A 12,434-nucleotide genomic window follows, 5' to 3' on the forward strand; every position below is an offset into this window, starting at 1 on the left:
CGATGCCGAACTTTTATTTTCAGCATCGATTAAGGATCGAATAATTTTATTGTTATTCTATTTCTCCTACAGGATTTGGACGTGGGCTTGCCAGGCTTCCTCCCAGATATGCCACGGTACCGCAGATCAAACCGATGAATACCGGGTGAATGAGGGGATTGCCAAAGAGTTGCCAGAGTACCACGGAGCCGAAGCTTGCAATAAGGCTTGCTACAAATCCTGTGGAAGTACCACGTTCCCAGTAAAGTCCGAAAATAAGGGGTATGAAGACACAGCATGCGATCACACCCATGCTTGCAGACACAAGAGGCACTATCATCTGTGGCACATCCATTGCGAAGAATGCAGATGCTACAATGATCATAACTCCCACTATCCTTGTCATGCGGAGTACCTCATTATCAGGAGTTGCCGGACGGAAGTACTTCAGTATATCTGAAGTAAGGGCAGTTGTTGTGACCAGTACGATGGCACTCATGGTTGACATGGCAGCGGAGATTGCAGCCAGCAGTACCACACTGTCAAATCCACGGGGCAGCAGTGATGTTGCCAGGAATGGTATGAGTCCATCCGGGTTTGTCATGAACGGAGCCAGCTGCTCCGAGCTGAACACTCCATGAGCCAAAATTCCCAGGGAGAATATGCATAGAGCGTAAATGGTGATGGATATTGGGCCATAGATACCTGCAAAGCGTACTACTCTCCTGTCTTTGGCAGAGAACAACATTATCAGCAGATCGGGTAATGCCAGAAGCCCAAGACTTATGGAGAACGCCATTCCGAAGGTCTTTTGCCATGGTACTGCTGTTCCTCCCATGCTAAGTATGTCGGCAGGTACCATATCCCATATTGCCATTCCACCGCCACTTGAAATGAGTCCTGTGTAGAGCAACACTGCACCCACAAGCATGATAAGTCCCTGCAGGAAACTGATCCAGATGATCGCAGGTAGTCCTCCTATCACATAGTAGAGAGCCACGATGGCAACAGCTATGAGGAGACCCTGGACGTATGTCACTCCCAGCAGACCCTGGAAAAGGTTTGCACAGCCCTTGAAGATGGCAACCAGGTATACTGTGTACATCAACAGCATGATCCCTGCAAGTAAGACCTTACCTTTCTGTGAATTGTACCTGCGTTCCAGTAGCTGTGGAACGGTCTTGGCATCGTACTTCTGGGAGAACGTCCATATTTTGGGTGCAATGATGAATGCCACACATGCAAAAGCTACGTGGAAGAAAACTCCCCAGATGACCCATGGAAGACCGGCAATGAGTCCATAGCCTCCGCCTCCAAGGAAAGAGGCAGCACTGAAGTAGGCAGCCATATATGCAATTCCTATTACCGCAGGATGCATGACATTGCGGTCTGATACAGCAAATCCTGAAAAGGTTCCCTGTTTTAGTTTCAGGGAAAGCAGAAGGATCCCAATTACGTATACTACCAGAAGGACATGATTAATCATGGTCGCGCCTCAATATGAAAAAGAATGTCGTGGCTAGCATGATCACAATAGAGATGATGAGATAGATATAAGGTAAGGGCATTAGGATCTTCTCTCCTTTTGCATGCTTTCGTTTTTATCAATGACTGTTTTTAGACTGCTATAGATTAATACCAATTGCTACGTCCTCCTCAAAAGGCTATCAGTGTACTATAATGCACGATAATGTACAATCAGGTTTAAAAAGGTTTTTGTTTGATCTTAGTTCCATGGCCTTACATTATTCAGTCTGCCGGATGAGTGTCAATAATTGTGATTTGATGGTCTTTTCCGGAATAAAAAATGCAATAACAAAATATTTATATTGCATCAAACAAGTGCATAGGTCAGCATCAATGTATGAATATATGCAATGATTCATGTTCCAGATATGAATATGCTATATTATTCGATTTTCTTTTAAATATTATCCATTTATCCATTCAAGAGGAATGATATTGACCAGTAAACGTATATTAATGGGCAACGAAGCCATTGCCTTCGGGGCCATCAAAGCCGGAGTCCAGATAGCAAGCGGCTATCCAGGTACACCTTCCACCGAGGTCATGGAGACTATCGCCTCTCATGCAAAAGAGTATGGTATATATGCCGAATGGGCCACCAATGAGAAGGTGGCACTTGAAACAGCCGTAGGGGCTGCATATTCAGGTGCAAATGCCATGGTCACCATGAAACAGGTTGGCCTGAACGTGGCTTCAGATCCTCTTATGAGTCTTTCGTACATAGGAGTAAAAGGTTCCCTTGTAATTCTTGTCTCAGATGACCCGGGTCCCCACTCATCTCAGACAGAACAGGACACCAGAGCCTTTGGTCATTTTGCAAACATACCTGTCCTGGACCCTGCAACTCCACAGGAAGCCTACGACATGACAAAACTGGCTTTCGAATTATCACACGAGATGGAAACTCCTGTGATACTCAGGACCACAACTCGTGTTTCCCACGGTTGTTCTGATGTGCTGATCGAGGAGATGGCTCCTGTTTCTAGGGACATGGAGGGTTTTGTGAAAGACACAAGATGGACCATATTCCCAAAACTGACGGCACAGAGGCATCCTCTGCTGGAAGAACTTCAGATCACGATGTCAGACCATTTCTCAGAATACTTCAAGGATAACTCTTTTAATTCCGCATCAAAGGGCAGCAGCAAAATAGGGATTGCAGCTTCAGGTGTTTCCTACCTCTACGCAAAGGAGGCCATAAAGGATTATCCTGGTATATTCTCTGTGTTCAAGGCAGGAACTGTGTATCCTTTCCCTGAAAAGGCAGCTCTTGAATTTCTCAGGGATATCACAGACCTGATAGTTGTCGAGGAGCTGGACCCGTACCTCGAAGAGCAGTTTTTGCAAGTGGCAGGTAAATATCATCTTAACGTGAACGTATATGGAAAGAAAGATGGCTCTTTCCCTGTCAGTGGGGAGTATGATGTTGATATGGTCATTGATGGTATGAACAGGGTACTGGAAAAGATCAATGCTGATATTTCTCCTCTTTCTCATTCATCAGTTGCAATAGAGCAGAATGACATACCTCCTCTGCCGATAAGAGCTCCCACTTTATGTGCAGGTTGTATGCATAGGACCGTCTTCTATGCTTTCAAGAAGGCTGCTGGCAAATTAAGATCAAAGAAGGGTGTGGATTCCATATTTTCAGGCGACATCGGCTGTTATACACTTGGGAATGCAAAGCCTCTTAACATGGTCAACACCTGCCTTTGCATGGGGGCTGGCATCAGTATCGCCGCCGGTCTGGCCCAGACACAGGAATACAGGGGCACTCAGAAGGCAAAGCAGGTATCCTTCATAGGTGATTCTACCTTTTTCCATTCCGGAATTGCCGCTGTCATCAGTGCAGTATATAATAATGCTGATATCACCATTGCAGTTCTTGACAACCGCACCACTGCCATGACAGGACACCAGCCCCACCCGGGTATAGGTGTAACGGCTCTGGGTTCTCCTGCAAAGATCATTGATATAGCAGATGTCCTTAGAAGCTGTGGGGTCGGTATGGTCCGGACCATGGAAGTCGATGCCCTTGATGAGTGCATGGATATAGCCACTGAAGCCATGGAGTTTGAGGGTCCTTCGGCTGTTGTGTTCAAGGGAAAATGCGTTGCCATCAGCAAGGGAAAAGAGCAGTATCTTGTGGATGAGGACAAATGTACAGGTTGCAGGCTCTGTGTGTCCCAGCTGGGATGTCCTGCCATATTCTCAATATCCTCGGGTTTACCTGGTATTCAGGATACCTGTAGTGGATGCAGTCTCTGTTCACAGATATGTCCGTCAGATGCTATTGTCCTGAAGGAGGCCTTACAATGAAATTTGATATTCTTATTGCAGGTGTGGGTGGTCAGGGTGTTGTACTTGCCTCCCGTCTACTCGCTACCGCTGCCATGGATGCAGGATTACATGTAGCCACAGCTGAAACCATAGGTATGGCCCAGAGGGAGGGCTCCGTTACAAGTCATGTGAGGATAGGGGACGATGTATGCGGTTCACTTATTCCACAGGGAAATGCCGATCTTTTGATAGGGCTTGAACCTGGAGAGGCTGCCAGAAATCTGCGTTTTTTACGCAAGGGTGCCAGCATTGTGGTTAACGAGTATGCGATAATGCCATCAACCCAGGGCGGTGAGGCATATGACCCGAACCGGATGGTAGATTTCCTTAAAAGTAACTGCCCGGAGATAATATCTGCTGATTTCACAGGTCTTGCAAGGGATGCAGGGACATACAGAGCAGCGAATGTAGCCATGATAGCTGCTGCTGCAGGCGCCGGTCTTTTACCATTCTCCGTGGAATATCTGTGGAATGTGCTTGAAAAGATGATCCCGGAAAAGTACAGGGATGTCAACCGCAGGGCATATGACATGGCAATTGAAAGCGTTTCAAACACAAAAGAGGAAACGCCTTCCGGAGATCAATGAAGACAGGGTGTGAGATGAATGTGTGATAGTCGTGTAATTGATGCTTCCAAAGGCATGGTTCCTGTAAGTGAATGTGAATGTGAATGTGAGAATGACTGCACTCATTCCGGTCTATCCGATGAAGAAAGAACCACGAAGCTCAGGCAGCTTCTTCAAAGGGTCGCAAAGGGAAGTCCTTTCTACCAGAGAAAATTTGCTGAGGCTGGTGTTGATATAGATGATATAAGGACTCTGGAAGATATCAGCAAACTCCCGTTAACTACAAAGGAAGAGCTGAGGGATGCCTATCCTCTGGGTCTTCAGGCTGTGCCGGATGAAGAGGTGGTGAGGATACATTCATCTTCAGGCACCACAGGAAGTCCCGTCATAATCCCTTACACCAAAGGTGATGTGGATGTATGGGCAGAGATGATGATGCGCTGCTACCAGATGGCAGGGCTTACGGATACTGACAGGATACAGATAACACCCGGATACGGACTCTGGACCGCAGGTATCGGATTCCAGGCAGGAGCAGAGCTTCTGGGGGCCATGGCTGTTCCAACAGGCCCGGGAAATACTGAAAAGCAGTTGCAGATGATGCTTGACCTGAAGTCCACAGCGCTTGCCAGCACATCTTCCTATGCCCTTTTGCTTGCTGAGGAGATTAGCAAAAGGGGATTGAAGGACAGTATTAAGTTGAAGGTTGGCATCATCGGTTCAGAGCGCTGGAGTCCCAAGATGAGAACACGTATCGAGGATGAGCTCGGCATCGAGACCTTCGACATATTCGGTCTCACCGAGATATACGGACCCGGCATCGCCCTGGATTGTTCCTTGCATTATGGGCTTCATTACTGGTCAGACCACCTGCTCTTTGAGATCATAGACCCTGTTACAGGAGAGAGTCTGCCAGATGGTACTCTCGGTGAGCTTGTCATAACCACGCTGAGTAAGGAAGGGGCCCCGCTTATACGTTACAGGACAAGAGACCTCACGCGTATCATACCCGAAGCATGTGACTGTGGAAGTCCTTTCCCACGCATAGACCGCCTGCTCGGACGCACTGATGACCGCATCAAGATAAAAGGCGTGAACGTCTACCCCGGACAGATAGAGGATGTGGTTCACAGGGTGGAAGGCGTGAGCAGTGAATACCAGATAGTCCTTGAAAGGGATGCAGGCAGGGATACAATGCTTTTCAGGGTTGAGGTTGATAGTGCAGACGACCCTGATATAAACAGGGAAAAAGCAAAGTTAATGAACAAAGCATTCCGGGATTTCATAGGCATCAGCGTTGACGTGGAATGTGTTGCAATGGGAGCACTGCCACGCAGTGAGAAAAAGAGCAAGAGAGTTATTGATAACAGGGAGATGTGAAACACATCACTCCTTGTTCACCAAAACAGCATTGGTGATGTGGTCTTATTGGTGTACTTCTCCAATTATTATCTTCTATTTTTTAAATATATTAATTTGACATATGTATTCTCCAAACACGGAATATTTTTATGCAATGGACTACATAATTTACAATGAATCACCTATCATATGTAACCTTATAATCAGCTGCGTGGGGTGGCTGTAAGGTTCGACAGCAGGATGATAATGTTTACTGATATAAGTGGGGTATCAAATGGCCGTAAATGCTACAATTACAATGGAAATGCCAATGTGGTGGCCGGAGAATGTATCCGTGGGATATTTCTTTTTTATTTTGGGGTTAGCAGGCGCTGCAATAATGGTTTATCTTGGCAGCTGGGACAAGCTCTTGGGAAATAGTGCTCGTATCTTGGAGCTCGAAAAGGAAATCAAGTCCTTCAGAAAAGAGCTAAAGGAAGAAGCTGATGACAGTCAAAAGGAATTTATCAGGGAGTGGATAAATTCACAGAGGAAGCAATTGAATAGAGAAAAAACTTTTTCCCAAATTGCGGGAATTATAATCTATCTTTTTGTAGGGGGTGTGGTCGCAACCATTTTAGCCGACAATCTGCTCGAAGCCATTACATTTGGTGCAGGCTGGACAGGTCTTATTGGTATCTTTGGGATCAAAGCGGATGCTGAGAAAAGAAGAAACGAAGTTGATATGGAAGATGCTCGTAATGCTGATATAATCGAGGGCAAGATTGGAAAGGCTCAAGACAAGATTAAAATGGACATAAGCAATAAAATCGAGGTAGCTCAAGCTAATATCAAAAAAGAGTACGGGGAGAAGATTACGGACGCATATTTAGAGGGATATGCAGATGGCATAGAAGCAGTTGCCAAGGTCAGAAATGAGGATAGCAAGGCACTGACAAAAGAAGTAACAGCGAACTTATGAGGTATCTTGATGGTTATAGAAAGGGAAGAGCTCAAAAAAAAACTGACGGAGAAAATAGACATAACTCAGAAGTTTGATCTTAGTGACTTGAGCGAGTTTAATAAATTGAAAGTCAGTCTGAACGAGGAAGACTGGGCTTTTGAAAAAGATGATGAGATTAAGCAGGCGCTTAGTTCACTTAAGAGAAGGGCGTAGAAACAATATTGAATCATATCCCTTCTTTTTTGATAGATTTATTGATGTCGAAGTATTTTTAATGGAATCTCCATCATTCCTTATCCACAAGCACTGCATCGTGAATAACCACTTTTGCAGTGTACTCGTCCCGCTCGATAACTTCCATTTCCCTGATCTCTATCTTTTTGTGGTACATGGGTCCGTCCAGTACGAAACTCTCGAACTCTCCACCTTCTCCTGCCACGTTGAGACCTATCTTCTCGTTGAGCTTGACCAGTTTTTCGATGTCCTTCTCTCCGATGACCTTACCTACCCAGTTCTTGTTCAGACCGTAGGCTGCAACGCTGCTGAAGATAAACTCGAAACCTATGTCCAGGAGTTGGTACATCTCCTTTTCCTGATCGATGTGCCAGAGTGGGGAGAACGCCTTGAGTCCCAGTTCGTCACAGACCTTTTCGATCCTCTCGCGCTGGTAATTGGAGTACAGTGCTCCAGTGACCACTCCTTCTATGTCGAACTCATCCTTTGCTCGGATGATTGCGTTCTTCATGTCCTCCAGTTCCTTCTCCTTCTCACCCATTGTCAGCTCTTCAATAAGCGGCATTCCCATGGCTTCAGCCTGCAGGCGTGCAAGGTCGATGTTAGGGGTGTGGAACATGTATGAGTCTTGATTCTGGCTCTTGATGGTGATAAGGCACTCGATGGAGTAGTTCTGCTCCTGCATGATGTGCATGGCATAGTTGCTGTCTTTGCCTGAACTGAAAAGCACTCCAAGCTTGAGGTTTGGCTGATCGTAGAACTTCTTGAGGTACTCGGTCTTTGTCTTGCAACCGGCTTTCTTGCTTAGCTTTCCAATGGCCTTGTCAAATCTGCTACCGTATTGAGCAGCTTGCTTCCTGCGTTGTGTAACTTCTTCTGGCAGTCCCAGGTGCTCGGCAATTTTGCGGAGTATGAGTTTGTTCTGCTCTTCATTGATCTTGTATTCAGCAGGTACCTTCAGACCGTAGTCAACGAAACGTTTGTCAAGATAGGGTACACGCAGCTCGATATTGTTGTTCATGGCAACAACATCATCTCTGTATGTGTTCTTCTCATAAATCTTCAGTATATCAGCATAACAGTCCCTGCTGATGTCAGTGGAACGTTTGTGGCGGTCGTAACCTGCAAAGAGCTCATCTGCACCGGAGCCTGAGAACATCACCCTTATGCCATCTTCTCTGGCAGCCACGCAGGCTGCGTACATGGTCAGAGCGACACCCACCTTTGGTACGTTCGTGTCTTCCACAAGCGGTACAACGGTTTTGAGGTATTCCTCTACTTCATCAAGGTCTATGCTCTTGACCTTAAGCTCAAGTCCGAGCTGCTCTGCCATTTTCTGTGCGTATTCAACATCAGGTGGAAGTTGCACGCCTGAAAGACCGGCGGTATAGCAGACAAAATCAGTTCCCGGCTTTTTCCCAAGCTTTTTGCAGAGGTAGGCTATCAGGGTGGAATCCAGTCCTCCTGAGAAGAGGATGCCAAATTTCTCTTGCGGGAAACGGATGGAAACAGCATCTTCCAGAAGCTCCAGGGCTTCATCCCTTATAATTTCAAAAGAAGCGCTATGTTCAGGTGTTATTGAGAAGAACTCTCTGTTGAAACGGTTCAGTGTATCCTCTGGGATATTGTAGGCGAATATCTCCCGGGGATTCAGTTCCTTTATGTCCGTAAATCCAGTTTTTACAAGTGCCTTTTTCTCAGAGGAGAATGCAAAACCCTTTGACCTGCTGTACCATAGTGGTTTGATGCCTACTATGTCCCTTGCAGTATAGACTGTGTCCTCCAGCCAGTAAGCAAATGCGTAGACTCCGAGGACCTCTGATAATACATCGTCAATCATTTCGAGTACATTTTCTTCGGTGATTTTTGAATCCCTTTCATCCATTCTGGATTCTATTAATTTGATGAGAAGCTCGGAATCGTTCTGTGCAATGATCCCGTATTTTTCCTTCAGTTCTTTCCAGTTGTAGATCTCACAGTTGGCAACAAGCTTTCCTCTGGAAACGATGGGCTGCTGCACAAAACTAACCATTGAGTGCAGGCAGTGTCCAAGGATGTTCCTTTCCTGCTCTTTTCCGTTAATTTCCAGACTGGCTGTGTCTGCGGCATGCTGTACCCATTCCTGCCCACAGATGCCTACACCATCAAGTCCTCTGTTCTTTATGGTGTCCAGTGCCTGGATGCTAAGTTCAAGTGATCCCTCAATGTTGTAAAAACCTGTAATTCCGCACATTTTCTTCTTCTGACGTAAAGGTTTGGCTGCTAAACAGTACTATTTCAAGCCCTTTAAAGTTCTGAATACATATAAATCATGCATTAAAACCATGCATTAACTGGGCATGCAGGTGAATTAAAAAAGAGTGGGAAAGTCTTTCTGCAAGATCAAGGCTTGCAGTCAAAGTTAACCCTTTCGTCAGGTGTCAGGGTGATGTAAAAACGGAGGATATCTTCAGGGTCTATGTCCAGGCCCAGGTTAAATCCCATTTTCCTACCAGCACTGAGAAATCGTTCTTCCTTTTCGTGCTTTTTGAGCATTAGATCATTAACCTCTTTGCTACTCCGGTCTGACAGATCGACCTTTTTCAGAAGACCAATGAGCAGAAAATTGTTCTCGATGCGCTCATACAGTTTTTCTCTTTTATCGGTCTTTGTTTCCGGTTCAGTGAGGTAGAGGTTTTTTCCATCGGAACCTTTGAACGACATAGCTATGTTCTTTAAAACCAGCTTCCCTTGTTCTGATACTATGATCTTACGTTCGTTCTTCATCTAATTTTCCTCTACACCAATTTACTTCTGCAATTTCTGTTTTTGCGATTCTCTTATATAAGATTGTCTACACTAAAATGAATACTAATTATTATTATGATGATGGGGATGCCTGCTTTTTGATAAAACTGTCTAAAAAACAATGCTAAAATAGTATTAAGTAAATGATACTTTCAGGAAAATATGGGTGCAGTATAATGTTCAGTGAACTCAAGGATGATATTAGACATTTGGTTTTACCTTTTGCCGCTAAGATTCCGCTGTCTCCCAATTCACTGACATTGATTGGATTGCTGGTAAGCTTTGTCTCAGCTCTTGCTTTTGCAAAAGGGGAGCTGTTTTCTGGTGCGCTTCTGATACTTCTGAGCGGACTTTTCGATATGCTGGATGGCGCGGTGGCCCGTGCAAGAGATCTTAGCAGTTCCTTTGGTGCATTCCTGGATTCGGTCTGTGACAGATATGCAGATGGAGCCATTTTTGTGGGTATTACCTATGGTTTCATTAGCGGAAGCATCCCTGATAGTTCAATTCTCTCCATTCCTGCGTGGCTCTGGACTATCATAGCCATCGTCGGTTCATATCTTGTGAGTTACACAAGGGCAAGGGCAGAAGCCGCCGGTGCCAGTTCTATGAACGTTGGAATTGCGGAAAGACCTGAAAGGATGCTTATCATTGTTGCAGGTGCCCTGGCAGGATTAACTGACATTGCCATTTTCCTGATAGTAGTGCTTACGCATGTAACCATTATCCAGAGAATATTGCGCGCAAGGAGTTCACTTGGCTAAAAATATGGCTATTGCAGATGCAAAGTTTATAATATAAAGCGTTATTATTAATGCCTGATATCCCTTTATATCTATCATAATTACTTATCATAAAAATCAGCTGAGGATATATTATGCAATACCAGGCAGATGTAACCATTGAACTTAAATCCGGAATGCTTGACCCAGAAGGCAAAACCATCAAAAGGGCACTTGAGCATCTTGGTTATGAGACAAACAATGTCAAGACCGCAAAAAAATATACAATTGAGCTTCAGGCAGACGATATCCACAATGCAAGGGAGAACGTCGAGGAAATGTGCCAGAAACTCATAGCAAACCCAATCATTCACAATTATTCCGTATCCCTGAGGGAAATAGAATGAGTATTGCCATTATACAGTTTGGTGGTAGCAATTGTGATCTTGATGTTCTGCATGTACTGCAGGATGTTGTGGGTACTGACGCCGAACTTGTGTGGTACAAGGAAGAGAACCTCGATCGTTTCGAAGGCATAGTAATTCCCGGAGGTTTCTCCTACGGTGACTACCTCAGAGCAGGTGCAATTGCAGCACGTACTCCTATAATGAATTCCATTAAGAAGCTTGCAGATGAGGGGAAGCCTGTTATTGGTATATGCAACGGTTTCCAGGTACTCACAGAATCCGGACTGCTAAGTGGTGCACTAACAACCAATAACTATCCTAAGTTTAGATGTGAACCTAAATTCCTGCGGGTAGAAACAACGGACACTCCCTTCACTTCCAAATTCAAGAAAGGTGAGGCCATCAGTGTGCCTATCGCCCACATGGAAGGTAACTTCTATGCAGATGAAGCAACTCTTTCAATGCTGGAAACAAATGGACAGGTCGCTTTCAGATATGTGGATGCACAGGGTAAGGTCACTGATGAAGCTAACCCTAACGGCTCACAGGAAAACATTGCAGGTATCGTAAATACAAAGAAGAACGTGCTTGGAATGATGCCTCATCCAGAAAGGGCTTCAGAGGACATCCTTGGCTCACATGATGGTCTGAGGATATTCGAATCAATGACTGAGTTCATTTCTCAGTCCTGATCTATTTTTTCTTTTCTCTTTTTTCCCTTTGATTGATTGATTGATTGATTGACATGAGCTTAGCTTTTCAGTCTCAAGGCCCAAATTGACCGTGGCTTCGTAGTGCCTGGATATAGAAATATGCTAATGTTCTCTTCGAAAGATGTGTCTATGCAGATTCTGACAAAAAAGTGATAAAATAAATGAAATAAAGAAATTAATAAAAGTAATATTTAAGATTCTTTTGCATTGACTATATTCTCGGCTGTCTTCCATGAATGCCTTACAATATCCGGCAGCTCGCCGTGCTCATCGAACCATTCCTGCAGGAATTTCTTAGTCTTGGGATCAGATGGATATCCGCTTCCAAAATCGACCCCTATCTCTTTCTTGAGCTCTTCTATGAGCTCATCCCTGCGTACCTTTGCAACTATGGATGCGGCGGAGACTACGGGGTATATGGTGTCAGCCTTATGCTTTGATACCACCGTCAGTTGCTCTGCTTTTTCGGGATGTGTCTTTGCATATTCCTGCAGCAGGCGCTTTCCGAATCTCTCTTCCTTTACATCGGCAGCGTCCACATAGGCTTTGTCGGGTTGTAATTCCTCAAGCACTCTGGAAAAGGCTACCACCATGATCTCGTTCATGGTCATGAGCTTACGCAGTTCATCTATCTGCTGTGGTTCGATAACAAAAACGAAGGTATTCTCTGCATATTTCTCTATTTGTCGGGCAAGATTGGCTCTTTTTTTGGGAGCTATCTGTTTAGAGTCAGCGACGCCGAGATTCTTCAGTGTATTCTCTCTCTCTTCATCTATCAGCACTCCTCCGATGCACATGGGACCTATTACAGGTCCTTTGCCAGCTTCGTCTATTCCGACTATTTTCATTATGTA

At 45.0% G+C, this 12,434-nt stretch carries 12 protein-coding genes; 8 read left to right on the forward strand and 4 right to left on the reverse strand.

Features of this window, described 5'->3' with window-relative positions; genetic code table 11:
• Positions 1-52 precede the first annotated feature (52 nt).
• The gene (locus tag V7O66_RS01875; protein ID WP_406661291.1) at positions 53-1,465 is read right to left on the reverse strand and encodes a sodium:solute symporter; all 1,413 of its coding nucleotides are present in this window, start codon (positions 1,463-1,465) and stop codon (positions 53-55) included.
• A gap of 470 nt (positions 1,466-1,935) precedes the next feature.
• Between V7O66_RS01875 and iorA the strand changes: the two genes are divergently transcribed.
• The 5 genes from iorA to V7O66_RS01900 all read left to right on the forward strand — a co-directional run bounded on the left by iorA (position 1,936) and on the right by V7O66_RS01900 (position 6,930).
• Complete coding sequence (gene iorA / locus V7O66_RS01880) at positions 1,936-3,825, forward strand: indolepyruvate ferredoxin oxidoreductase subunit alpha (protein ID WP_406661292.1); 1,890 nt, start codon at positions 1,936-1,938, stop codon at positions 3,823-3,825.
• Positions 3,822-4,433, forward strand: a complete 612-nt coding sequence (locus V7O66_RS01885; protein ID WP_406661293.1) for an indolepyruvate oxidoreductase subunit beta — start codon at positions 3,822-3,824, stop codon at positions 4,431-4,433. Before iorA ends, V7O66_RS01885 begins: the two co-directional genes overlap by 4 nt.
• Positions 4,434-4,451: 18 nt before the next feature.
• A complete protein-coding gene (locus V7O66_RS01890; protein WP_406661294.1) occupies positions 4,452-5,792 on the forward strand; it encodes a phenylacetate--CoA ligase family protein in 1,341 nt (446 codons plus the stop codon).
• A 256-nt stretch (positions 5,793-6,048) separates the two neighbouring features.
• Positions 6,049-6,735 carry a hypothetical protein gene (locus V7O66_RS01895; protein ID WP_406661295.1) on the forward strand — a complete coding sequence of 229 codons (687 nt, stop codon included), beginning with the start codon at positions 6,049-6,051 and terminating at the stop codon, positions 6,733-6,735.
• Positions 6,736-6,744: 9 nt separating this feature from the next.
• Positions 6,745-6,930, forward strand: a complete 186-nt coding sequence (locus V7O66_RS01900) for a hypothetical protein (RefSeq protein WP_406661296.1) — start codon at positions 6,745-6,747, stop codon at positions 6,928-6,930.
• Between the two features lie 73 nt (positions 6,931-7,003).
• Here V7O66_RS01900 and V7O66_RS01905 read toward each other — a convergent pair whose 3' ends face one another.
• Together V7O66_RS01905 and V7O66_RS01910 are read right to left on the reverse strand one after the other, a co-directional pair.
• Positions 7,004-9,184 carry a diphthine--ammonia ligase gene (locus V7O66_RS01905; protein WP_406661297.1) on the reverse strand — a complete coding sequence of 727 codons (2,181 nt, stop codon included), beginning with the start codon at positions 9,182-9,184 and terminating at the stop codon, positions 7,004-7,006.
• 149 nt (positions 9,185-9,333) lie between these two features.
• Positions 9,334-9,717, reverse strand: a complete 384-nt coding sequence (locus V7O66_RS01910; RefSeq protein ID WP_406661298.1) for a hypothetical protein — start codon at positions 9,715-9,717, stop codon at positions 9,334-9,336.
• Positions 9,718-9,914: 197 nt separating this feature from the next.
• Between V7O66_RS01910 and V7O66_RS01915 the strand changes: the two genes are divergently transcribed.
• From V7O66_RS01915 to purQ, 3 genes are all read left to right on the forward strand, one after another.
• The gene (locus V7O66_RS01915; protein WP_406661299.1) at positions 9,915-10,502 is read left to right on the forward strand and encodes a CDP-alcohol phosphatidyltransferase family protein; all 588 of its coding nucleotides are present in this window, start codon (positions 9,915-9,917) and stop codon (positions 10,500-10,502) included.
• Positions 10,503-10,615: 113 nt separating this feature from the next.
• Positions 10,616-10,867 carry a phosphoribosylformylglycinamidine synthase subunit PurS gene (gene purS / locus V7O66_RS01920; RefSeq protein WP_406661300.1) on the forward strand — a complete coding sequence of 84 codons (252 nt, stop codon included), beginning with the start codon at positions 10,616-10,618 and terminating at the stop codon, positions 10,865-10,867.
• Entirely contained in the window at positions 10,864-11,559 is a 696-nt protein-coding gene (gene purQ / locus V7O66_RS01925) for a phosphoribosylformylglycinamidine synthase subunit PurQ (protein ID WP_406661301.1), read from the forward strand. The genes purS and purQ overlap by 4 nt, the downstream gene beginning before the upstream one ends.
• A gap of 212 nt (positions 11,560-11,771) precedes the next feature.
• Here purQ and rnhB read toward each other — a convergent pair whose 3' ends face one another.
• The gene (rnhB, locus tag V7O66_RS01930) at positions 11,772-12,428 is read right to left on the reverse strand and encodes a ribonuclease HII (RefSeq protein WP_406661302.1); all 657 of its coding nucleotides are present in this window, start codon (positions 12,426-12,428) and stop codon (positions 11,772-11,774) included.
• Between the last annotated feature and the right edge of the window lie 6 nt (positions 12,429-12,434).

The sequence above is a fragment of the Methanolobus sp. ZRKC3 genome, assembly GCF_045291275.1.
GTDB lineage: Archaea > Halobacteriota > Methanosarcinia > Methanosarcinales > Methanosarcinaceae > Methanolobus.